This is a genomic window from Bacillus sp. FAU18, from assembly GCF_056033885.1.
In genome coordinates this window covers 1,301,001-1,324,153 of sequence record NZ_JBVYHZ010000003.1, presented here as the reverse complement: position 1 = coordinate 1,324,153, position 23,153 = coordinate 1,301,001, and the positions used below count along the sequence as shown (strand labels likewise).

At 41.1% G+C, this 23,153-nt stretch carries 23 protein-coding genes and 1 riboswitch; of the genes, 13 read left to right on the top strand and 10 right to left on the bottom strand.

What is annotated here, in order from left to right:
- The first annotated feature begins 79 nt into the window (after positions 1-79).
- Both oxdD and AC0OMU_RS06700 read left to right on the top strand, forming a co-directional pair.
- Positions 80-1,258 carry an oxalate decarboxylase gene (gene oxdD, locus AC0OMU_RS06705; RefSeq protein WP_474241005.1) on the top strand — a complete coding sequence of 393 codons (1,179 nt, stop codon included), beginning with the start codon at positions 80-82 and terminating at the stop codon, positions 1,256-1,258.
- Positions 1,259-1,484: 226 nt separating this feature from the next.
- Complete coding sequence (locus AC0OMU_RS06700) at positions 1,485-1,790, top strand: hypothetical protein (RefSeq protein ID WP_327844595.1); 306 nt, start codon at positions 1,485-1,487, stop codon at positions 1,788-1,790.
- Between the two features lie 336 nt (positions 1,791-2,126).
- Here the strand turns inward: AC0OMU_RS06700 and AC0OMU_RS06695 are convergent, their stop codons facing one another.
- Both AC0OMU_RS06695 and AC0OMU_RS06690 read right to left on the bottom strand, forming a co-directional pair.
- Entirely contained in the window at positions 2,127-2,810 is a 684-nt protein-coding gene (locus AC0OMU_RS06695; protein WP_047182713.1) for an SOS response-associated peptidase, read from the bottom strand.
- 257 nt (positions 2,811-3,067) lie between these two features.
- The gene (locus AC0OMU_RS06690; RefSeq protein WP_047183563.1) at positions 3,068-4,105 is read right to left on the bottom strand and encodes a polysaccharide lyase family 1 protein; all 1,038 of its coding nucleotides are present in this window, start codon (positions 4,103-4,105) and stop codon (positions 3,068-3,070) included.
- A 172-nt stretch (positions 4,106-4,277) separates the two neighbouring features.
- On the opposite strand from AC0OMU_RS06690, the gene AC0OMU_RS06685 reads away from it, so the two are divergent.
- Positions 4,278-4,955 carry a YoaK family protein gene (locus AC0OMU_RS06685; RefSeq protein WP_015483310.1) on the top strand — a complete coding sequence of 226 codons (678 nt, stop codon included), beginning with the start codon at positions 4,278-4,280 and terminating at the stop codon, positions 4,953-4,955.
- Between the two features lie 270 nt (positions 4,956-5,225).
- Positions 5,226-5,924: an expansin ExlX gene (gene exlX, locus AC0OMU_RS06680; RefSeq protein ID WP_015383820.1), complete on the top strand. Its 699-nt coding sequence runs from the start codon at positions 5,226-5,228 to the stop codon at positions 5,922-5,924.
- A 36-nt stretch (positions 5,925-5,960) separates the two neighbouring features.
- Here exlX and hpaB read toward each other — a convergent pair whose 3' ends face one another.
- A complete protein-coding gene (gene hpaB, locus AC0OMU_RS06675; protein WP_015483309.1) occupies positions 5,961-7,412 on the bottom strand; it encodes a 4-hydroxyphenylacetate 3-monooxygenase, oxygenase component in 1,452 nt (483 codons plus the stop codon).
- A gap of 330 nt (positions 7,413-7,742) precedes the next feature.
- Here hpaB and AC0OMU_RS06670 point away from each other — a divergent pair, with 330 nt between their 5' ends.
- The gene (locus AC0OMU_RS06670; protein ID WP_474241004.1) at positions 7,743-9,428 is read left to right on the top strand and encodes a methyl-accepting chemotaxis protein; all 1,686 of its coding nucleotides are present in this window, start codon (positions 7,743-7,745) and stop codon (positions 9,426-9,428) included.
- A 113-nt stretch (positions 9,429-9,541) separates the two neighbouring features.
- Here the strand turns inward: AC0OMU_RS06670 and AC0OMU_RS06665 are convergent, their stop codons facing one another.
- Both AC0OMU_RS06665 and AC0OMU_RS06660 read right to left on the bottom strand, forming a co-directional pair.
- The gene (locus tag AC0OMU_RS06665; RefSeq protein WP_014477001.1) at positions 9,542-9,835 is read right to left on the bottom strand and encodes a YozQ family protein; all 294 of its coding nucleotides are present in this window, start codon (positions 9,833-9,835) and stop codon (positions 9,542-9,544) included.
- Positions 9,836-9,878: 43 nt separating this feature from the next.
- On the bottom strand, positions 9,879-10,001 hold the full coding sequence (locus AC0OMU_RS06660; protein ID WP_029318080.1) for a hypothetical protein: 123 nt from the start codon (positions 9,999-10,001) through the stop codon (positions 9,879-9,881).
- Positions 10,002-10,261: 260 nt separating this feature from the next.
- Between AC0OMU_RS06660 and AC0OMU_RS06655 the strand changes: the two genes are divergently transcribed.
- Positions 10,262-10,666 carry a UPF0715 family protein gene (locus AC0OMU_RS06655; protein ID WP_327830816.1) on the top strand — a complete coding sequence of 135 codons (405 nt, stop codon included), beginning with the start codon at positions 10,262-10,264 and terminating at the stop codon, positions 10,664-10,666.
- 395 nt (positions 10,667-11,061) lie between these two features.
- On the opposite strand, the gene AC0OMU_RS06650 is transcribed toward AC0OMU_RS06655, so the two are convergent.
- Both AC0OMU_RS06650 and AC0OMU_RS06645 read right to left on the bottom strand, forming a co-directional pair.
- Positions 11,062-11,355 carry a hypothetical protein gene (locus tag AC0OMU_RS06650; protein WP_327830817.1) on the bottom strand — a complete coding sequence of 98 codons (294 nt, stop codon included), beginning with the start codon at positions 11,353-11,355 and terminating at the stop codon, positions 11,062-11,064.
- A gap of 66 nt (positions 11,356-11,421) precedes the next feature.
- Positions 11,422-13,464 carry a molybdopterin oxidoreductase family protein gene (locus tag AC0OMU_RS06645; protein ID WP_474241003.1) on the bottom strand — a complete coding sequence of 681 codons (2,043 nt, stop codon included), beginning with the start codon at positions 13,462-13,464 and terminating at the stop codon, positions 11,422-11,424.
- Between the two features lie 148 nt (positions 13,465-13,612).
- Positions 13,613-13,704: riboswitch (SAM riboswitch) on the top strand.
- An 82-nt stretch (positions 13,705-13,786) separates the two neighbouring features.
- Between AC0OMU_RS06645 and AC0OMU_RS06640 the strand changes: the two genes are divergently transcribed.
- The 3 genes from AC0OMU_RS06640 (at position 13,787) to AC0OMU_RS06630 (ending at position 17,657) form a co-directional block, all read left to right on the top strand.
- A complete protein-coding gene (locus AC0OMU_RS06640; RefSeq protein WP_474241002.1) occupies positions 13,787-14,812 on the top strand; it encodes a 2-hydroxyacid dehydrogenase in 1,026 nt (341 codons plus the stop codon).
- A gap of 31 nt (positions 14,813-14,843) precedes the next feature.
- Positions 14,844-16,310 carry an FGGY-family carbohydrate kinase gene (locus AC0OMU_RS06635; protein WP_474241001.1) on the top strand — a complete coding sequence of 489 codons (1,467 nt, stop codon included), beginning with the start codon at positions 14,844-14,846 and terminating at the stop codon, positions 16,308-16,310.
- A gap of 102 nt (positions 16,311-16,412) precedes the next feature.
- Positions 16,413-17,657: an MFS transporter gene (locus AC0OMU_RS06630; protein WP_003231439.1), complete on the top strand. Its 1,245-nt coding sequence runs from the start codon at positions 16,413-16,415 to the stop codon at positions 17,655-17,657.
- Between the two features lie 78 nt (positions 17,658-17,735).
- Here AC0OMU_RS06630 and AC0OMU_RS06625 read toward each other — a convergent pair whose 3' ends face one another.
- From AC0OMU_RS06625 to AC0OMU_RS06615, 3 genes are all read right to left on the bottom strand, one after another.
- Entirely contained in the window at positions 17,736-18,269 is a 534-nt protein-coding gene (locus AC0OMU_RS06625; protein ID WP_181219321.1) for a GNAT family N-acetyltransferase, read from the bottom strand.
- Between the two features lie 43 nt (positions 18,270-18,312).
- Positions 18,313-19,083 carry a hypothetical protein gene (locus tag AC0OMU_RS06620; protein WP_047182705.1) on the bottom strand — a complete coding sequence of 257 codons (771 nt, stop codon included), beginning with the start codon at positions 19,081-19,083 and terminating at the stop codon, positions 18,313-18,315.
- Positions 19,084-19,149: 66 nt separating this feature from the next.
- Positions 19,150-19,458 (bottom strand): DUF948 domain-containing protein, encoded by a 309-nt coding sequence (locus AC0OMU_RS06615; RefSeq protein WP_021481395.1) that lies wholly within the window; start codon positions 19,456-19,458, stop codon positions 19,150-19,152.
- Between the two features lie 150 nt (positions 19,459-19,608).
- Between AC0OMU_RS06615 and AC0OMU_RS06610 the strand changes: the two genes are divergently transcribed.
- The 4 genes from AC0OMU_RS06610 to proB all read left to right on the top strand — a co-directional run bounded on the left by AC0OMU_RS06610 (position 19,609) and on the right by proB (position 23,145).
- Complete coding sequence (locus tag AC0OMU_RS06610; protein WP_322839640.1) at positions 19,609-20,325, top strand: 3-ketoacyl-ACP reductase; 717 nt, start codon at positions 19,609-19,611, stop codon at positions 20,323-20,325.
- Between the two features lie 298 nt (positions 20,326-20,623).
- On the top strand, positions 20,624-20,992 hold the full coding sequence (rtp, locus tag AC0OMU_RS06605) for a replication termination protein (RefSeq protein WP_003220337.1): 369 nt from the start codon (positions 20,624-20,626) through the stop codon (positions 20,990-20,992).
- A 147-nt stretch (positions 20,993-21,139) separates the two neighbouring features.
- Positions 21,140-22,033, top strand: coding sequence for a pyrroline-5-carboxylate reductase (gene proC, locus AC0OMU_RS06600; RefSeq protein WP_474241000.1), 894 nt, complete (start codon positions 21,140-21,142; stop codon positions 22,031-22,033).
- On the top strand, positions 22,030-23,145 hold the full coding sequence (proB, locus tag AC0OMU_RS06595; protein ID WP_042975927.1) for a glutamate 5-kinase: 1,116 nt from the start codon (positions 22,030-22,032) through the stop codon (positions 23,143-23,145). The genes proC and proB overlap by 4 nt, the downstream gene beginning before the upstream one ends.
- Positions 23,146-23,153: the final 8 nt, after the last annotated feature.

The following is a 23,153-nucleotide window of genomic DNA, read 5'->3' as shown; positions in this document are numbered from 1 at the left end:
GCGGATTCCTAGGCACAGCAATCTAAGATTCTGCATAGGCTGAAATAAAATCATGTTCATTTCTACTTAAACGAGGTGCATGCTGTTGGAACAACAACCAATCAACCATGAAGACAGAAACGTGCCGCAGCCTATTCGAAGTGATGGAGCTGGAGCTATTGATGCAGGCCCGCGAAATATAATACGGGATATTCAAAATCCGAATATACTTGTTCCGCCTGTTACAGATGAGGGTATGATTCCTAACTTGAGATTTTCATTCTCTGATGCTCCTATGAAATTAGATCACGGCGGCTGGTCAAGAGAAATCACCGTAAGACAGCTTCCGATTTCGACTGCGATTGCAGGTGTAAACATGAGCTTAACTGCGGGAGGCGTCCGCGAGCTTCATTGGCATAAGCAAGCGGAGTGGGCTTATATGCTTTTGGGACGGGCACGTATCACAGCTGTTGACCAAGACGGACGAAATTTCATTGCTGATGTTGGTCCCGGCGACCTTTGGTACTTCCCAGCAGGAATTCCGCATTCCATACAGGGATTGGAACACTGCGAGTTTCTGCTCGTATTCGATGATGGAAACTTTTCTGAGTTTTCAACGTTAACCATTTCAGATTGGCTTGCACACACACCAAAAGACGTTCTGTCTGCAAATTTTGGTGTCCCAGTGAATGCTTTCAACTCTCTTCCGTCTGAGCAAGTCTATATCTACCAAGGGAATGTGCCGGGATCAGTCGCCAGTGAAGACATTCAGTCACCATATGGAAAAGTCCCCATGACCTTTAAACACGAGTTGTTAAATCAACCCCCAATTCAAATGCCAGGGGGGAGTGTACGAATTGTTGATTCTTCTAACTTCCCAATTTCAAAAACGATAGCCGCTGCACTTGTTCAGATTGAGCCTGGCGCGATGAGAGAGCTTCATTGGCATCCCAATAGCGATGAGTGGCAATATTATCTAACAGGACAGGGACGAATGACGGTATTTATCGGAAATGGGACTGCCCGCACATTTGATTATAGAGCAGGCGACGTTGGATACGTGCCTTCTAATGCCGGCCACTATATACAAAATACTGGTACAGAAACATTATGGTTTTTAGAAATGTTCAAAAGTAACCGCTATGCAGATGTGTCACTCAATCAGTGGATGGCATTGACGCCTAAAGAATTAGTGCAAAGCAACTTGAATGCTGGATCAGTCATGCTTGATTCTCTGCGTAAGAAGAAAGTGCCTGTTGTGAAATATCCCGGTACGTAAAGACGTAACAGATCACACAGCTGCCCTTCATATCTTTTTAAAGTAAATAGAGCTGAATTTTGGCCTGTGTTTTATCAAATCCCTATATATACGTTATGTAGGGTTTTTCTGCTTGAATCGTATTGTAATGAGCTTTAAAATGTTAATGTGGAAATGATAACCACCCGCTAATGGAAATTCAATGGCCGATTTCTACCAGTTTGATTGGCTTTAAAGGAGGACAAGATTGAAAGCACTCATATTTTTATCCAGTTTGACTGCTATTGGGAGCTCTATATTGGGGCGATGGTTAGGGATGCTGGATGATTCTTATGCTGTTGGCGATGCTTGGTTTATAGGTGTTTTAGCTGGTTTGATTTCACTTCTAATATTGATTGACAGTCAAACGATGACAAAGAATTACATAGTAAGTTTAAGTACGATACTAGGCATTCTGGGAGTGGGATTGATATATTTTCCAGCTGCATTCATCAACATATTATTAAGTATTACACTGGATAAACAAAAGAAAGAAGACCTTCATGTAAGATGAAAGAAATTTCATTTAATTCTTAGAAGGGAAAGTGTATGGATTTACCTCTATGGGCTTAAATCATATTTGCAATCACAGGTGCGGCAGGTTTCATAAGTTTAATGTGGTTCAGTTTTTTTGCTGACAAAATAGAAAAGTAAAGCGATTTTATAAAAATGTAAACTATTTTATATGAAAGGGATAACATTGCTTATTTAAGTTTACATAATAAAATTATTTCAAACTGATACTAAAAATAACTAATTGATCTATGTACTAAATATTCATAATTACTAGAAGGATTGGCACCTAAGGAACAAAGCTAGTTGACAAGTTCTTGCTAGAGAATTTCAATCACTACATATGATTTTCTGCATCAAGAAGCTCAGCTGAATTATTTTTAGGTGAATTTACTAATGATGAAACCTGGTATGCTTCCATGTCATCAGCATCATAAGGCAGCAGCAAACTTTGCAGATAATCAGGGTTTGTATTTTTGGGGTTAAGCCACTCCTTTTCATGATCATGGGCCAATATAACCGGCATTCGGTCGTGTATATCTTTCATGAACTCATTAGGCTCAGTTGTTATGATGGTGCAGGTATAAAGAGGATCTCCTTGATGTGTGCTCCACTTTTCATATAAGCCAGCAAACGCAAAAAGAGCAGATGATTTCAATTTGATCCGCATTGGGATTTTGGTTTTGGAATCAAGCCGTTTCCATTCATAAAAACTGTCTGCTGGTATGATGCAGCGTTTGCTGACAAGCGGTCTTCGAAAGGCAGGTTTCTCGGTAATTGTTTCGGCTCGAGCATTGATCATTTTATAACCGATCTTTTCATCTTTTGCCCAAGGTGGAATAAGTCCCCATCTAAGCTTGCCTAAGCGATTATTTGATCCATCATTGATGATCGCAAGGATGTTTTGTGATGGTGCGGCATTATAGCTTGGCTGGTATTCATCTTTAGGAAAAAATTGATCGATGTCAAACTGGTCTATAATATCATCAAATGCAGAGAACAAAGTAAACCTGCCGCACATATCCATCATCCTTTTTAGGGGTTTTTAAATAGTGTGTGGGACGAACGTTCATTTAATACAGGTTCAGAACAATGATTTCTTTTTACTTGCGATAAACTGGTATAATAAGAAAGCCATTTAAGAAGTTATTGTGGAAAAAAACATATGCTTTTTGGTTGGACCGATGCTGGATCTTGATGGAGTTACAAGGATCGCTTAAAAATAGCCTATAAGTATAAAAAGAGGCACAGCGTTTTTAACGCAGGGCCTCTTTTATATCAGTAGCCAAATACCAGAGTTGTACTTTGTGATCCGGCATATTTCGTGACAAATTCCTTTGTATATTCCGGCGATTGGACACGATAGCTATAGTTTGACCCGGGATTCCAAGAAGTCAGCGGAGAGGTTTGCTTGTTGAGTGATGGATAGCTGCCTATGTCTTTGAAATAACCAGTGCCCTTGTCGTCAAGGATGCCGCCTTTTTCACTGCCTTTCCCAAAGTAATTATATTCGGAATATATTTTTGCTTTTGTAGCAATTGTAATCGCCTGGTTAAAATTGTTGCTGTAATTGTTTTTAACATGAAAGTAACCGTATCTCATCAGACCTGGGCCTCTAACATACAAGTTCTCAAAATAATTATTGGCGATTGTCATGTGAGGGTAGCCGTCATATTGATGCTGAGAATCATCCGGGTATCCTAAAATCAAACCGTATTTATGATTCGCAAATTTTGAGTTGCTGATCGTGATATAATCTGCAGATTTTCCGATATACAGGAGTTTGTCCAAATCACTTCCGCTTGCACTATAGCTATGTCCTGAGAATGTGACGTGATCAATCCAATAGTTCATACCGGAATCTAAATAAAGCTGGATATCATTATTTCCGTTAATCTGCGGACTGTGTTCAAACGTTAAATTTTGAAAAATGACATTTCCAGAAGCTGATGAAGTTGTTAAATAAATATTTTTCAGCGTTTTTTTCGCGTAAGAGCCCACGAGTGTTTTATTTGAGCCAATGGTAACTGTTGTTTTCGCAGATGCGGAAAGATCATTTTGAAGCACTAAAATTTTCGGAGTGGATCCTCCTAGATGGGTTTTTAAATCATTTACGCTTTGAATGTAAACAATCTGCCCGTTTTTTCCACCCGTTGTGCCCGTTTTAGAAATGCCTTTTTCATTTTTGGCATTTCCGGCAAAACCTAAAAGGCCATTTGTTGAGGTATTCGGAAAATCGACTGCACCTAATGCTTTTCCAGGCAAGAGAACCAAAAACAAACTAAAGACGGTGAACCATAAACAAAGTCGTTTCATCATAATATGCTTCCTTTCAATTTTAATAATTTCCTTGCGGGGATTATTATTACAGTTAATGGAAAGGAATGATAGGTTCTATCTTCCTAATTAATGTTGGGTTACTTAAAAAATACAGATTGCGCCAAAAGACATACTAACAATTAAAATAAAAGAAAGGATTGATACACCGTTGACTGCAGCAGCTTATCGAAACACCTTGCTATCACTTTTATGTTTAACAGCTGGAATCGTGGATGTAATCGGGTATTTAAGCCTGGGACATGTGTTCACAGCTAATATGACTGGAAACATTGTATTATTGGGGTTAGCTATCGGCAAATCCATTCAGGTCACTGTTTTTAATTCCTTGACTGCGCTAATCGGATTTATATGCGGCGTGATCATTGCCACATTGATGGTAGGGAAGGCGGAAAATACCCTTTGGCCTTCTGCTGTGACAAAAGCCCTCGCACTTGAAGCATTCATTTTGTTTGTCTTTGCTTGTCTTTCCTTTTACCGGGCATTTGTTCCTGTGCACATTCTAATTATACTCATGAGCATTTCTATGGGGATTCAAACTACAGCAGCAAAAAAACTGGGGATCGCAGGTATTTCTTCAACTGTGTTGACCGGCACTTTGGCTTCTCTTTTAGAGGATATATCCGGCCGTTTGTTTTTTAAGAAGCAGAAGAAGACTTTCTTAAGAGATACTGTGTTAAGAGCACTGGCTATTATTTTGTATTGTGTGGGGGCTATTATTGTTGCTCTGGCTGAGCCTGATTTTTATCACTTCATTATTTGGGTTCCGATTGTGCTGATATTTGGCATTATGATGACAGCTAAGTGGAAACTGAGCGGGGAAAAATAGCTTATCCTGTATAGCTGTTATCAGGCCAACAGCCTGTCTCATTTCGTTATTGTTATGCGAATTTTGAGAGGGAAAAATAAGACATTCGGCTGAAGTGCACATTCGTTCATTTGTATTGCCTTTTTCATAAGTACGCTACATTTGATATATGAATGATAGTGAATTTGCCTTAAAATCATCTATGAATCTATTTCCTCTTTCAAACCAGATGGATTGAGTCTTATAATGATAATGATTCTCATTTGAAGTCTGGTTTGAGGAGGACCAAATATGAAAAAGATCATGAGTGCATTTGTTGGTATGGTTTTGTTGACGATCTTCTGTTTTTCCCCGCAAGCTTCGGCAGCATATGACGACCTGCATGAAGGTTATGCAACGTATACAGGGTCAGGTTATTCAGGAGGAGCTTTCCTGCTGGATCCCATTCCTTCCGATATGGAGATTACTGCAATAAATCCGGCGGATCTCAATTACGGTGGAGTAAAAGCGGCACTTGCCGGCTCTTATTTGGAAGTTGAAGGGCCAAAAGGGAAAACAACCGTATATGTTACTGATCTTTATCCCGAAGGCGCTCGGGGAGCTCTTGATCTGTCACCTAATGCCTTCCGTAAAATCGGCAATATGAAAGACGGAAAAATCAATATTAAATGGCGTGTTGTCAAAGCCCCAATCACCGGCAATTTCACGTACCGGATCAAAGAAGGCAGCAGCAGGTGGTGGGCAGCAATCCAAGTCAGAAATCACAAGTATCCTGTGATGAAAATGGAATATGAAAAGGATGGTAAGTGGATCAACATGGAGAAAATGGACTATAACCATTTTGTGAGTACAAATTTAGGGACAGGCTCTCTCAAAGTCAAAATGACTGACATCCGCGGAAAAGTTGTGAAAGACACCATTCCAAAGCTGCCTGAAAGCGGAACGTCCAAAGCCTATACAGTACCGGGCCATGTTCAGTTTCCTGAATAAAAAATACGAAACAGCGGATCTTTTCCCGCTGTTTTTTCATTGTTCTGTATCTGCATGTAAAAATGTTTTAATCATGTTCAACTGCTCCTGCTTTGGATAACTGGTATACAGCCTGCTTGAAATCCGAATAGGATCTCCGAAAAAATATCTTTCGTAGTGAGTTTGTCTAGTTCCGAATGAACTCATTGTTAAATCCCATGCCAAACGGAAAATTTTCACACGTTCTTCAGCATTTGTATTGGTTGCTTGAAGATATTGGTCAAGATCTTCCCGTATCTCTGAGTCAAATGCATTTTCGGTAGGCAGTGTCACCATTCCGCTAGCTCCAATTAATTGTATGATTTCAGTAAATCGAGGATATAGCTTAGGAATGATCGTACTGATGACTTGGAGAGGAATTAAACAGGGGCGCATATAGCCGAATTCATCTAACTGAGCATCATTTTCCGATTTGTCAATGAGCGCTTTGATTGTTTCCAATCCCACAATGATTTCTGAGAGCTTCTCTTGGATGTGCTGATATTCGGAAACATTAATGGTGTCGACAAGAAGCTGTGCAACACCTAATAGAAATTCAATTTTTATCATTTGCCTAATGACAACCTGGTGAAAGGTAAAGGCATGAAAGGAGCTTTTTGTCATAAAATCTTTAGCTGCTTCCACATTATCGTAAAAAAACACACGATTCCACGGCACTAACACATGATCAAAAACCACAATTGAATCCATTTCTTCATACCTTGAGCTTAAGGGATGATTAAAGGAAGAGTCGCTTAATACAAATGATTCTCTTGTGATGAATTTTACGCCTTTTGTATTAGAAGGGATTGAAAAAGCATAAGCTTCATCTGTTTCAAAGAAAAATTTAGGCGCTGAAAAAACCAAGATTTCATCGGTCAGCCCGCCTTGTGTTGCAAGCAGTCGTGCGCCATGAATCATTAAACCTTTTTCGGTTCTATCAATGACTTTAGCAGATATCGGTTTTTCACTTAGCCCAAAATAGGACTGTGACCGGTTCACTTGCGGAGTAATGAATGTATGGGTAAAGGAAAGGTCATGCTTAGCAGCTTGTTCATACATATCTAGTATATGGTCAGGAAAGCAATTCTCTTTATCTTTGAGAAGCTCCGCTGACGAAGCAAAGCTCATCATAACCGTATTCATGTAATCCGGACTTCTCCCCATCATTCCGTGAGTATGTCTAGCCCAATGTTCAATCATGTGCCTTCTTTTTTTAAAATCATTTTTGGTTTTAGGCTGGAGATAGGAAATGCCGATTCGATCATCATCTCCAGGAAGGCAATAAGTCATTTCATGTATTAACTCATCCTTTGTTTGCAATTCATAAAGTGAGCTTTTTGTTTTGATTATTCCTTTAAATGCAGGATGCTCAGAAATGTTACCCTTTATTTTTTCGCCATCATACCATATTTCGTTTTCTAGTTTATTCAATCGGTCAATGAATTCTTTACCATTGATGATCCCCATTAAAGTTCGCTCCTTCATATTATGCTGCGTATTGTATTATATTTTCTAGAAAACAGCCGGTTCAGCCAATTTGAGGTGGGAAAAGCCTTTTTTGTATGCCTAATAGAAAATGAGAAGAGTGACTTATACGACAAAAGACAGCCAATTTTTCTTGAAGCCTTTCTGAAGATTCAGAGCCGTAAAGAATTTGCTTATTCATATGAAAATAGCACTATAAAACTTGATAACACGTGTCGATATTATGGACATGAGCGTAAGCGAATTGGATTCAAACGCGCTTGAACATATTTTATTTCAGCCATTACATCGTGCGGAAAGGGAAAACGACACATGAAAGTGAAAACAAAATTGCTGGGGATTATATCAATATTAGTTGTTTCAATTATTGGAATTGGAGGCTCCTCAGTATTTATGATTTCTTCTACTGTGAAAAAGAATGAAGAACTTAAAGACAAAATGGAATTCCAAAAAGAGATAAAACACATCCAATATGAATTGACCGGGTTATCAAATGATGAAAGAGGCTTCTTGATTACCGGAGACAAAGAATACGACGAGGGTATGAAGGAAAAAGCAGACGATGTCTTAAAGAGCCTTGATCGGGTTAATGACTTGATTGATGAAGAGAAGTATCAATCCAATATTGAAGACATTAAGACAAGTTTTACTCAGTATAGAGCTTTGAATCAGCAAGTAGTAACAGCCTACTCTTCAAATCCTAAAAAAGCAGAAACCATCCATTTTGGAGAAGAAAGAACATTAAGAAAAGAAGTCGTAGATCCGGCTGTCAATAAGCTGTCTGATCGCCTGGATCAAGAGGTGGAGGATCTAAAGGATGAAATACGAGGCAATGGGAAAATGAGTCAATCGCTCATTATCATTGTCACAGGGATATCAGTAATATTAGGCATTGTTCTAAGCATAATGCTGTTAAAGTCCATTATGGTGCCACTAAGAAGCATGAATAAGCAGCTAGAGGAAATTGCTCATGGCGAGGCTGATTTAACTAAAAAAGTCATAGTGAAAAATAAAGATGAATTTGGCCAGCTTGCCCAATCGTTTAATTCTTTTACTCACTCATTAACTCAAATTGTGAAGCAGATCAGCAGCTCATCTGAACAAGTCGCCGCTTCCTCCGAAGAATTATCGGCAAGCGCGGAAGAATCGAAATCAACATCTGAACATATTTCCCGAGCCATGCAGATGGCTGCCGAAAGCAATGTGAAGCAAAGCTCAATGACAGAAAAGAGCGCGGAATCCATCACTGAATTATTAGACAGTATATCATCAGTCGCTTCAAATACAGGGAACATAGCGGATCTTTCTTCTTCGATGAGAGACAAGGCTGAAATAGGCTCTAAGTCCGTCAACAAGATGTTAGATCAGATGAAATTCATTGATAAATCTGTAGATTCAGCCGGCAATGGATTGCAAACATTGGTAGCGAGCACAGCAGAAATCAGCGATATCTCTTCGCTTATCACGACGATTTCAGAGCAGACAAATTTGTTGGCACTAAATGCAGCGATCGAGGCGGCCAGAGCCGGAGAGCAAGGAAAAGGATTTGCTGTGGTGGCAGAAGAAGTTCGGAAGTTGGCGGATGAAACAAATAAATCTGCAAACCACATCCAATCGGTGGTAGCGACCATCCAAAATGAATCGATAGAAACGGTAAACAATATTAAGGTTGTTCAAGAAAATGTGAGCTCAGGCATTGTTCTTTCTCAAGAGGCAACAGGAAATTTCAATGAAATACTGAACCTTGTGGAACAGGTCACTTCTCAAATACAAGAAGTCGCAGCGGCAACTCAACAGCTTACATCAGGCGTTGAAGTGATTCAGCACACAGTTCATACATTGGCCGCTGGAACAAAAGAAACGTCTGCAAATACAGAAGCGGTTGCAAATTCATCACATGAACAGCTTCATTCAATGGGGGAAATCTCCTATGCCGCAGAATCTCTATCTCAGTTGGCAGAAGAACTTCAAACCGTCATTAATCGTTTTAAATATTAAACAGGCTACTTACGTGGGAACCTCCATCCTATTCGGTGGGGGTTTGCTACTTTTACTGTGGTGTTTCTAAAAACAGAGCTAACTGACCTTTTAAGTTAGCTCCGTTTGTATGGCTAGTCCAAATTTTGATCGATCGTCCCTTCAAAATAGTCATCGCTGACCTGTTCATGAGTTTCAGCCAATCCTTTTTCTAATTGCGTGCTTCCTTTATAATCTGAGGGCTCAAAGTATTTCCCGGCAACATCTGTTGTGTCATTTTTGTTTTCTTTGTTATGAGTTTGTGTTTCAGTGTTAACACTTTCTGTCTCAGTATTGCTGCTTATAGATTGCTGAAAATCATATTCCTTGTCTAATGAAGAAAATCTTTTATAATCATCAGGTCTGTCTGCACCGTTTTTTTGAGTCACTTTTCTTCCTCCAGATTATTGATATTTTAGTGCGGGTAAGAACTTATTTCGTTCTTTTAGGCTCAGAACCATGTTTTTTGGGATCATCTGCTTTAAAAGCTGTTTCAGTCTCATGGTCATTTCTCATTTGTTCAATACTTGAATTTTGAATTCCTTTTTTACTCATTGGTTTCACTCCTTTACGAAAAGTGTTGAATATCAACTCTTCTTATTTTGTCTGTTGATCAGGTATTCATTCACTTTTTTCATTCGCGCTTTGGCCAATCAGGAGAGGCATTTTCATGCCAGTCGTATTATTTAAAAAGTCGTATTTTTGAAACTTTTTATCATCGCATTGTTGGGGAAGACATCTCGATAAAAGAAATACAAAGGTTGTGAATTTATACTAACAGCACTGTGAATAAATCAAACAAGGGGGGTGAAAAAATGAAAAAAAGCGCATCATATTATTTAATGACATTAGGGCTATCCAGCCTTACATTTGGTTTGTTTTTAGGGTTTTATTCTTTCGTTATGTATGGCGATATGATAATTGCATTGTTTACGGCAGCAATTGCTTTATTATACGGTTTTGTGGTGTATGGCCTTTTTGCTGTTCCGCTTCAAATGAAGTTGCAGAAAAAAGCGAGAGCATTCAATGTCATGTACCTATTGATTTACAGTGTGGTTTCTTTTATCGCAGCTTTCCTGTTTTTTGTTATCAATGAACCTGCATCAATAGCATGGACATTGCAATCGTACTTTTATTATATGTTAAGTGTTGCAACTGCAGTGATTTACTGGTTATGGGATTCTCTGATCCTTTATAAACGTACAGCTTCCAGTATATAGGCTAAATTTTACCAATCGGAGAAATATGGAGGTTCAATAAAAATTCAGGGTATTGCACTAACATTGCTGCGTGAATCTAAAAGCTTTAGGTTTCATATTTTTTTGAAAAATCCTCCGCGGATAAAGGCGCAGTATGGGGGCATAATGAGAGCACACATTCGAACCGAATAGGTTTTCTAAGTGTTTTACGATACATACGTTCATCAAGATCATCACGTCATCGGAATATAAAAACTATTGTTGTGGAACGGGCATCTTGAGTTGTTTGAGGAAAGAACATAGATGGTGGTTTATCGTTTTATCAGCGCTTATGGAACAAAGTTTTGGTGGCGGTCAATCCATACAGCTAAACAGAGGAGAGCGTGACAATGAATCTCGCTCTCCTCAGATTTGTTTTATTCACCCTGATGTTTTTCAACTAATGTGAATGTCCAATCTTTTAACATATGTTTCTGGACATATTTTTTTCCGTTTATTTCGATGTAGGGCAGGTCTGCCATGTCTCCAGCTAACTGTTTTGCTTCAGTCGTTGTTATTCCTAAAAAAAGTCCGATGTAAAAGTAAATATCCCGTTCTTTTATTAGCAAGATATCATTTTGTTCATTACCTTTTGTATGGTTCATCTGCTTTAAGCCTTCACCGATAAAATATCCAGCCAAAGCAATACCAATTCCTAAAAAAACGTCCATGTGTATGCCTCCATTATGTCGATGTTATGTTATACGGGCTTGGCATACTCCGGGTTTCATTATTTTTCAAACCTTTTCAATCTGTACACGGCCTGAAAAAAAGGTGGCGCCGCCGCCCATATCGGACAATCGGTCTGGGGTTAGCGCGTTTACAAGCTGTTTTTTTCCTTGTTCATCCGCCCATAATCCTTGGCTGACAACGACACCTGGCAGTACTTGTTCTCCAACTGCAGCGGTCAGCTGGCATTCTCCCCGGCTGTTCCAAATTCGTACAGGTGCCTCATCAACGATTCCGTGTTCTTCAGCATCTTTTGTGTTGATAAAGAGCTTTGGCGTCTTTCCAAGTTTGATGTGTTTTTCATTATTGGAAAATGTTGAGTTTAAGAAATTATGGTTTGGCCCCGGAACATACATAAACGGATGTTCATTATCGGTTACAAGAGGTGTATATGTCGGTAAAGCCGGGAAGCCGTCTTGTTTCATTTTTTCTGAATATAATTCTATTTTTCCGCTTGGCGTTGGAAGTTCGCCCGGAAACAGTGGCTTTTCGCGTTTCGCTTTCATAAATGAATGCTTAGCAAGTGCATCGTAATCAATCTCTGCCAAATGCGGATTATCTGGATGGTCAAGCGCCTGGCGGATTAATTCTTCATCTGAATCTTTAAGCTCCTGGTCTGTGAATCCCATTGCTTCAGCCAGTAATCGGAACACCTCAGTGTTAGACTTGCTTTCCCCATATCTCTTGATCACCGGCTGCTGAAGCTGAATGTAATGGTGCCAGTAGGAGGTGTAAAAATCAGTATTTTCAAAAGCGGATGTTGCAGGCAGTACAATGTCCGCATATGCAGCCGTTTCCGTTAAAAACAAATCATGAACCACAGTAAACAAGTCTTCCCGCAGCAAGCCCTGTCTGACTTTGTTTGCTTCCGGCGCAACGACGGCCGGGTTTGTTCCGTAAATAAAAAGAGAGCGAATCGGCGGATCTGTTTCCAAAAGCACCTTGCCAAGCTGATTCATATTAAACGACCTCGGTGTGCGCCCTTGCAATAAGTCGGGCCGCTGCAAGGCATTTGTGTTATATTCTAAAATTCCGCTGTTATGCTTAATTGCGCCGCCCCCTGTGTGCAGCCATTGGCCGGTGATCGCCGGAAGACAGGCAATCGTCCTTACAATCATCCCACCGTTATCGTGATGCTGGGGTCCGTTTCCGATTCTGATAAAAGAAGGGGAGGTTTCCCCGTACATTTTTGCCAGTCGGTAAATATCTTTGGTACTGACACCGGTGATCGTCGACACCTTTTCAGGATCATATTGTTTCACGTGTTCACGGAGCTCTTCATAGCCAACCGTGTACTCGGACAGAAATGCTTCATCATGAAGGTTGTCTTTAAATAAAATGTGCATGATGCCAAGAGCAAGTGCACTGTCTGTTCCCGGCTTTATTGGAATAAACCAATCTGCGAGACGTCCTGTTTGATTTTTATGCACATCGATCACAACAATTTTGGCACCTTGTTTTCGCGCTTTTTGGGCGATTGTAATTTGGTGCATGTTTGTGCTGACCGCATTGATTCCCCAAAAAATAAATAGTTTTGTATGAACGGTTTCCTCAGGATCGATTCCCGCGCTTATGCCCATTGTATATTTATAGCCTTCAGATCCCGCTTTGCTGCAAATCGTCCGTTCAAGCTGGCTTGACCCCATGCGGTAAAAAAAGCGGCGGTCCATTCCTTCAGCTGTCAATTTCCCCATGTTTCCGTAAAAGCTGTAAGGAAGTATGCTTTCAGCTCCCTCTTCATCAATCAGCTGTTTCCAGCGGGAGGTGATCGTATCGATTGCCTCTTCCCAGGAAATCGGTTCAAATATCGCTTGGCCTTTCGCACCTGTTCGTTTGAGCGGTGTAGTCAGCCGCTTTTCATCATAGATGCGCTCCGTCATATTCCGGACTTTGTTGCATATGTTTCCAGCTGTGACAGGATGATCAGGGTCTCCTTGCACTTTTACGATTTTCCCGTCTTTTTTATGTATTAACAATCCGCACTGATCCGGGCAGTCCAGCGAGCAAACGGATTTGAAAATGCCGTTTTGTTGTGTGGCAAAAGATTTCATGGCCCAGTTCCTCTCTCTAGTTAGATATTTTGTAAGAATTATAACATTTCCGATGATAACGTCAATTCTGAAAAAAAGAGATTGACATCAATATGAGACTTCTTTATGATAAACGTATTCTTTATTCTGAAAATTACATACTCAACATTTTCTATCCAGAGAGGTGGAGGGACTGGCCCTATGAAACCTCGGCAACATTATTGTGCCAATTCCAGCAAGCGACAGCTTGAAAGATAGGAAAGCAAGGTTTATACCGGCGTCTGCCTGTAACAGAGCGCGCCTATATATGAATCTCTTTCCATCTTCGGAAAGAGATTTTTTTATGAAAAATACGATGAAAAGGATGTTTTGCACCATGACGGTTTTGGTTACAGCACCGTACAACGAAGAAGGACGAAAAGAGCTAGAAAACTTGTTTGGCTCAGTTGCTTATCAATCTTGGAAGGAACAAGGCCGGGCATATCGGGAAGATGAACTCATTCAGCTGCTAAAAGCAACAAATGCGACAGGCTTGATTACTGAGCTTGATCAGGTAACAGACAGCGTATTTGCTTCTGTTCCCGAACTTTCATTTGTCGGTGTTTGCAGGGGAATGCCCTCCAATGTGGATGTGGCAGCTGCCTCAAAAAGAGGCATACCTGTTTTTTATACACCAGGGCGGAATGCACAAGCCGTTGCTGAAATGTTTATTGGAAATGTGATTACCTTTCTCCGCCATACCAGCGTCTCGAATCAATGGCTGAAGGATGGAAAGTGGGACAGTGATTACCTACAGGCTTATGTCAAATTTAAAGGAAATGAATTATCAGGAAAAACGGTTGGCATGATTGGGTTCGGGGCAGTTGGTCAAAGGATTGCAAAACTGCTGACTGCGTTTGACTGTAAAATAAAGTATTACGATCCATACATTCAAGACGATCATCCGCTGTATGAAAAAGTATCTCTTAAAACGGTGTATTCAGACAGTGATATCGTTTCTGTCCATCTGCCTCGTACTGAGGAAACACTTGGACTTATTGATCGGAAGTATTTTGATCTGATGAAACAGAGTGCGATTTTCGTCAATACTTCAAGAGCAGTTGTTGTAAACCGTGAAGATCTTTTATCTGTATTAAAAGAACATAAAATCAGAGGTGCGATATTAGACGTTTTTTATCATGAACCTCCAGAGGAATCAGATTATGAATTGATTTCATTGCCTAATGTTCTGGCAACACCGCATCTCGCTGGAGCAACATTTGAAGTGGAGGATCATCACGTGACGATACTGAATGAAGCCCTCAAAAAGTGGAAGGGTGAAAAAACTCTTAATATTCCGACAGTTTTTAACAAGGACGAACTGAACTGAAAACAGGGGGATAAGAAAGGAGGCTAAGAGAATGAAAAAACAAAAAGGCTATCTCGTTTTTGATATTGGCACAGGCAATGCGAGGGTAGCGGTCGTGAGTGTAACTGGCAGTGTTCTAACAGTTGAACGGGAGGACATTGTGTATTCCACAGAGACGCTTTACCCGGACAGCCGTTATTTTTCTCCTCAGGTGCTGTGGAAGCAGGTGATGAATTTGGCAAAACGTGCGCTATCCCGTTCGCATGATATTGACATCATTGGTTTGACATCGACGAGCCAAAGACAGGGGATTGTTTTGATTGATCAAAACGGCAATCCTTTTCTCGGGCTGCCGAACATCGATAATCGCGGTCGAGAGTGGGAGGCGAGCATTCCCGATCGGGAAGAGATATACAGCCGCACAGGCCGCCTGCCAACCGCACTTTTTTCTGCGCTCAAGCTTTATGGATTAAAACAGCGCCAGCCCTCTTTATGGGAAAAGACTGCAAGCTTTACAAGCATCAGTGATTGGGTGACGTACCAACTGAGCGGAATATTAACATATGAACCATCACAGGCAACAGAAACCCTGCTGTTTGATGTGAAGCAAAACACTTGGTCAGAAGAGATGTGCGACATTTTCGGCTTTTCTCCATCTATCCTTCCGCCTCTTGTTAGAGCGGGGACAGCAATTGGAACGATAGCAAATGAATATGCATCCGAATTAGGCCTTTCAATAAATGCTAAGGTTATAGCAGGGGGCGGGGATACACAGCTGGCTGTCAAAAGCACCGGAGCTGGACTTGAGGACATTGTCATTGTATCAGGGACAACAACGCCAATAACCAAAATTACTGCGAATCATGGCGACACAAAACATAAAGCCTGGCTGAACTGTCACACAGATCAAGGGCATTGGCTTGTGGAAACGAATCCGGGAATTACCGGCTTGAATTATCAAAAATTAAAACAGATTTTTTATCCGAATGAAACGTACGAAGTAATGGAGGAGGAGATTTCTGCACTTGCAAAAGAAGACCATGCATGTGTAGCGGCTCTCGGCTCTTATTTATCGGCTGAAAAGAATGCATTAACGAGAGGCGGTTTTCTTTTTGATGCCCCGCTGTCAGCACATTTAAAGAGGGCACATTTTGTACGTGCAGCGCTAGAAGAGATCGCATTTTCAATCAAATGGAACTTTGACATTTTAACAGAGGTTACTCCGTTTGAACGTGACTATGTTTGGGTGTGCGGAGGGGGATTCCAAAGCAAAGCGCTCACTCAATATATCGCGGACCTTCTTCAAAAAAAGGTCTATGTCCAAGAGGGATATCATCAGGCATCTGTTGTTGGAGCTGCAGTCATTTGCAATGAAACCTTTCAATTAACGGAGGAGATGTCAGCAAATGTCCGGGTGATCGAACCGAAGGACTGTCAGACAGAATTGGCTTTATATGAGAAATGGAAGCGAACACAGCGCTTTTTTTCAGGTTCAGAAAGCAAAGTATCAAAGTATTAATTTAAGGCGGCATTTCTGCTGTTTTGAGGAATCATTTAATTTTCAACTTTAATAAGGTAATACGGTAATTGATTGATATGAGCATCTAAGGAGGAGACAGATATGTTGGATAAAATAGGAATACCGAAGCGGCTTGCCTGGGGATTTTTAGGGGTTGTTTTGTTTATGATGGGAGATGGCCTTGAACAAGGCTGGCTCAGTCCTTTTTTGATCGAAAACGGGCTCACCGTTCAGCAGTCCGCTTCCATTTTTAGTATATATGGAATTGCGCTTGCCATAGCTTCCTGGTTTTCGGGTGTATGTCTCGAAGCATTTGGCGCAAAACGAACGATGTTTATGGGGCTGTTGTTTTATGTGATCGGTACAGCTGCTTTTATCGTATTTGGATTTGAACAGCTGAACCTGCCAGTGATGTATGTGACTTACTTCGTAAAAGGGTTAGGTTACCCGCTTTTTGCTTATTCTTTCTTGACATGGGTCATTTACAGAACACCGCAAAGCAAACTGAGCACTGCTGTCGGCTGGTTTTGGATTGCATATTGCCTCGGCATGTTTGTGTTCGGCGCTTGGTACTCAAGCTACGCGATCAAAGCGTTCGGTTATTTGAATACGCTTTGGAGCTCTATTTTCTGGGTATGTCTCGGTGCATTTTTTGCATTGTTTATCAATAAAGACCGTTTTGAAAAGAAGAAAAGAAAAAGATCAGAAACAGCCGAGGAGCTTTTAAAAGGGGTTACGATTCTATTTACAAATCCGCGCGTGCTTACAGGCGGAATCATCAGAATCATCAACAGCATTGGTACATATGGTTTTCCAGTCTTTTTGCCGATGCACATGGCCCAGCATGGAATTTCAACCAATGTGTGGCTGCAAATTTGGGGAACGATTTTTCTGGGGAACATTGTGTTTAACCTTATCTTTGGTATTGTCGGCGATAAATTCGGCTGGAAAAATACTGTTATTTGGTTCGGCGGAGTCGGCTGCGGCATTTTCACCGTCCTATTATATTATGCACCTGTTTTCTCCGGCGGAAGTTTAGCGGTTGTCAGCGTGATCGGCTTTATTTGGGGAGGTTTGCTGGCAGGCTATGTGCCTATTGGTGCAATTGTGCCGACGGTGGCAGGAAAAGATAAAGGGGCAGCCATGTCTGTATTGAATTTGGCTGCAGGTTTATCAGCGTTTGTCGGCCCCGCACTCGCTTGGCTGTTCATCGGTCTCGTCGGCGCGCAAGGCGTGGTCTGGATCTTTGCGGCCCTTTACCTTGCAAGTGCGGTCTTGACAAAATGTATTCATATACCTGAGGAAAAAGCAGTTAAGGAGGAAACATCTCCTCAATATGCATCTTAATTAGAAAGCGCCCTGTTTGAGGGCGTTTTTTATCTTTTTAAAGGAAAAGGGATGTGCGCACAGACCAAGAGAATGCCGTCATTCTCTTGGTTTTACAATAGAGTACACATTTGTATCATATGGTGTCCCATTTTGATACATGTACTGTCTTAAAACGCCTTCTTTTTGAAAACCCATTTTTAGAAGCAGACGATTTGATGCTTCATTAGCGGTAAATACAACTGCGCCAATACGCGTCAGTCCAAGGGCAGACAATCCGTAAGATACGACCTTTGAAATGACTTCTGATGCAAATCCGTTTCGCCAATGCTCGGGGATGATTTCATAACCGATTTCCGCGCGCCTATGCTTTTGGGCCAGAGCGTGAAAGCCAATTGTTCCGATCAGTTCTTTAGTGTCCCGTCTTTCAATTCCCCACCGTATACCGCGTTTTTCTTGATAGAGGGCCGCAAACGTTTGAATCATTGAAATAGCCTGTTCTATAGATTCCATGTTTTCAAGCCCATAATAGCGTGTCACCTCATCGTTTGAGAAACAAGCAAAAATGGCTTCCGCATCCTGATCTGTGATTTGCCTAAGTATAAGCCGATCCGTTTCTAATATAGGAAACATTCAACCACTCCCCACGTTTGTGTTTTTGTTTATCATATCCCTTTTATTTCCTCTTTTCTATAGCGAAATCAACCAATGCAGCAAAGGAACGAATTTGTGTTTCTAGTTGCTCTTTGTTTTTGCTGAATTGTTTCAAACGATGGACGTTCGCGCCTGATGGATGGGGAAAGCCGTTAAGGCAAATCAAATTCTGGAGGCTGTGCTGTCTGATCAATGTTTCACACACTGTTTCGGCCGCTTTTCCTAACGGAATGAGAAGAGCTGGTCCCGTCACATGGTTAAGCTCCGCAGGGAAGTGCCCAAAAGCATAAGTGCTTAGAATAGGAGAATGAGTGATAGCCGGTTTGTATCCGGTATAGTTTTTTTGCTGGATAAAGACAGGATATTTAATAACGGAAGTTGTATGGAGCATATGTCGTAATTCTCCAAAAAGCTTTGCGGCGCTTTGAATGCCAAAAGCTTGCGGCAGCCCGCATAAATCCAGCATGGTGATAAGGTTATGTCTCATCGACCCGGAGAAACCCGCTGCTATTTTTGTATCTACCGCCATTTGCTCAAGAGTGCGGCCTTGCCGCAGACTTTCGACTGCTGTTTCGTACGCTGTTTTCATCTGGGAAAAACCTGGCGTGATCCCGGCAATCACAATCGTAGCAGTCCGATTGATATATTCATTATGAGGTGAATAGTAGATGTCAAGTTCATTTTCTTGATGGAGATGAAATGGAGAAATAAGTAAATCCGACTTTGTAAGTGAAGAGGGAAGAGAATGTAGTTTTTCTGCGAACTCCTTTAAGCAACTGTGGTTTACAATCATGCGAAAGCCTCCTCAAAAAATGATATCCCATTGTCCATTCTGATCGAAACAACGGGATATCATTCATCATGACCTGCTATTTAAATGGCCAGCCTGCCACACCTCTTTAACAGCTTTAGGAACTTCTTTTACTTCAGCTGCGGTCTGCTGAAACGCGGATTTTTTCATTTGGACATCCTGCTGAATCTTCTTTTGTTTTTGCGTCAGCAGCTCTGTTTCTGTTTTTAATCCTTCGATTTGTTTTTGCATAGCCTGCGTAACAGAGGAAAGCTCCTTTAGTGCAGGGTCCATTTTTTTCTTGTTTTGAATCACGGTAACTCCTAAGAAGATAATAGAAACTGCTAATACTGCAAGACTGATATAAACTATAATCATATGTTCACTCCTTTTCTTATGTCATTACCCTGTATCCGTTTTTTTAATCAGAAGAAATGATATTTACACAGTTCGTTTGATTTGCGTATTGAATGTATTGTACTTATAATGTGATATCGTACATATGTAAACAAAGAAAGGGTGCTTCAATTGCAAAATTTACAACATAAAACTGCACTAATCACAGGCGGAGGCAGAGGAATTGGCCGCGCTACTGCTTTGGCGCTTGCCAAAGAAGGCGTGAATATCGGGTTAATTGGCCGGACTTCCGCTAATGTAGAAAAAGTGGCTGAAGAAGTCAAAGCGCTTGGTGTAAAAGCTGCATTTGCTGCTGCAGATGTAAAAGATGCCGATCAGGTTAACCAAGCTGTAGCTCAAGTGAAGGAACAGCTCGGTGATATCGATATTCTCATTAATAATGCCGGCATCAGCAAATTTGGCGGTTTCTTAGATCTGTCAGCCGATGAGTGGGAAAGTATTATTCAAGTCAACCTAATGGGTGTGTACCATGTGACTCGCGCGGTGCTTCCGGAAATGATCGAACGCAAAGCCGGAGACATCATTAATATTTCGTCTACAGCGGGTCAAAGAGGAGCTGCTGTAACAAGTGCTTACAGCGCTTCTAAATTTGCCGTTCTCGGGTTAACAGAGTCTCTTATGCAAGAAGTGAGAAAACATAATATCAGAGTCAGCGCGTTAACGCCGAGCACTGTTGCTAGTGATATGTCTATCGAATTGAACTTAACAGACGGTAATCCTGAAAAAGTGATGCAGCCTGAGGATCTAGCTGAGTACATGGTGGCACAATTGAAATTAGATCCTCGTATTTTCATCAAAACAGCGGGATTATGGTCAACAAATCCTTAAAAATGAAAACCTGTCTTTCGACAGGTTTTTTTAGTTGAATGAAATCCGTACCGGTAAAATGCGATATGTAAACCTGACAATCGTTTAAATTGAAGATAGCAGTGAATGCAGGCTATAATAGAACTAAGAAAACTATGTACCAAATGTTCAGTTAGAATTTATTTTTTCCGCTACACCTATAATCAGTAAACATAGAATGACTGGACTATCAGTCTTTAATATAAAGAAGGAAAACATTAAAAGAAAATTGAATATTTAGTACATAGTGTTGTCAGTGACAGAAGAAGGAGTGCATATGATGAAAGAAGAAAAAAGGAGTTCAACAGGCTTTTTAGTGAAACAGCGCGCATTTTTGAAGCTTTATATGATAACGATGACAGAGCAAGAGAGACTCTATGGGTTAAAGCTGCTTGAAGTACTTCGGTCTGAATTTAAAGAGATTGGTTTTAAACCAAATCATACAGAAGTATACCGGTCTTTGCATGAGCTTCTTGATGACGGGATACTAAAACAAATTAAAGTAAAAAAAGAAGGGGCTAAGCTCCAGGAAGTCGTCCTCTATCAATTTAAAGATTACGAAGCTGCCAAGCTATATAAAAAACAGCTGAAGGTAGAGCTGGATCGCTGTAAAAAACTGATTGAAAAAGCTCTCTCAGATAATTTTTAATAGAAACAAACACCCGGCGCAGCAGTGTGAACCGGGTGTTTTCTGCTTTTCATTATACATATTTGTCGAAAAGAAACAATACAAATCAATAATGGCCTTCAAACTTGACATCATTTCCTCACGTGGTAACATTTTAAACGTGTGAAAATGCGAACAAAAAAGCGAACAAAGGAGATGTTACCGATCTTTGATCAAAAGAAAGTAGCCTTTATAGGAGCAGGATCTATGGCGGAAGGAATGATATCAGGTATCGTTCGTGCCAACAAAATCCCGAAACAAAACATCTGCGTTACAAACCGCAGCAATACAGAGCGATTAACTGAACTTGAACTTCAATATGGAATCAAAGGCGCCTTGCCGAACCAACTATGTATTGAAGACATGGATGTACTCATTTTGGCAATGAAGCCAAAAGACGCCGAAAACGCTCTGTCATCACTAAAATCACGTATTCAACCCCATCAATTAATATTGTCGGTCCTTGCCGGCATAACCACCTCTTTTATTGAACAATCATTGCTTAATGAACAGCCGGTTGTCAGAGTGATGCCCAACACTTCCAGTATGATTGGCGCTTCTGCAACAGCTATTGCCCTTGGCAAATATGTGTCGGAAGACCTGAAGAAGCTGGCCGAAGCATTGCTCGGATGCATGGGCGAAGTCTATACAATCCAAGAAAATCAAATGGATATATTCACCGGAATTGCAGGCAGCGGACCCGCGTATTTTTATTATTTAATGGAATTCATTGAAAAGACAGGCGAGGAAGCGGGCCTCGATAAACAGTTATCTCGAAGCATCGGCGCACAGACACTTTTAGGTGCCGCAAAAATGCTCATGGAAACAGGAGAACATCCTGAGATCTTAAGAGATAATATCACGTCACCGAACGGAACGACAGCAGCAGGGCTGCAAGCCTTGCAAAAGAGCGGCGGCGGAGAAGCGATTTCTCAAGCAATAAAGCATGCGGCTAAGCGTTCAAAGGAAATCAGCGAAGATATCGAAAAAACTGCAGCGCCGCTATCAGGAGTGATAAAGTGACGCCTGATACAAGCATGAAAAGAGTCGTTGTGAAGATTGGAAGCAGTTCATTAACAAGCCTTCATGGAGAAATCAGCATTCGAAAATTAGAAGCGTTGGTCGACCAGGTCGTCAAACTCAAAGACGCCGGTTATGAAGTGATTTTGGTTTCCTCAGGCGCAGTGGCGGCAGGATATCGGAAGCTCGGATTTATCCAAAGGCCCGAGAAGCTTCCAGAAAAACAAGCATCAGCTTCAATCGGCCAGGGATTGCTGATGGAGGCTTATTCAAAGCTGTTCTTGGCACACGGCTATGTCGCATCCCAAATTTTAATTACGAGAAGCGATTTTTCTGATGAATATCGATACAACAATGTCAGGAATACAATGAATGTACTGCTCGAGCGCGGCATTATCCCGATCATAAACGAGAATGACACAGTTACTGTCAATCGGCTCAAGTTTGGCGACAATGATACGCTCGCGGCAAAAGTCGCAGGTTTGATTGATGCAGATATGCTTGTGATTTTATCAGATATAGACGGATTATATGACGGCAATCCGCGCACAAATCCAGAAGCGAAAAGGATACAGCGGGTAAGTGAAATAACACCTGACATCGAAGCATGCGCAGGTGACACTGGAAGCATCGTTGGCACCGGCGGCATGCGTTCTAAGCTTGATGCGTTTAAAATCGTAATGGCGTCTGGCATTAAAGGTTTCCTAGGTCAGGCAGATGCCGGCGATATTTTATACCACGCCGTTCATGAACAGGCGGAAGGCACCTATTTTGAAGCAGAAGGAACGCTTCCGTTGAATCAAAAGGAGCAATGGATCGCTTTTAATTCCGGCCCGGAAGGTGAAATGATTTTATCAGATGATTGTTCACGAAAAATAACAAACGGCCAATCGAGTTTATACCTGGACGGTGTACAGAAGATTAAAGGGAAATTCAAAAGCGGTTCAGTTGTTCGGCTGATGGATTCAAAAGGGACGGAAATCGGCCTTGGAATCGTCAATTACTCTTCTGTACAGCTTCAAGAACCGGAAAAGAAAAAGGAACTGACAAACAGAGCTCTAATTGATCAAGAAGCATTTGTTTGCCATGTGGATTTTTCTTTACCTGTAAATTAATTTGCAGA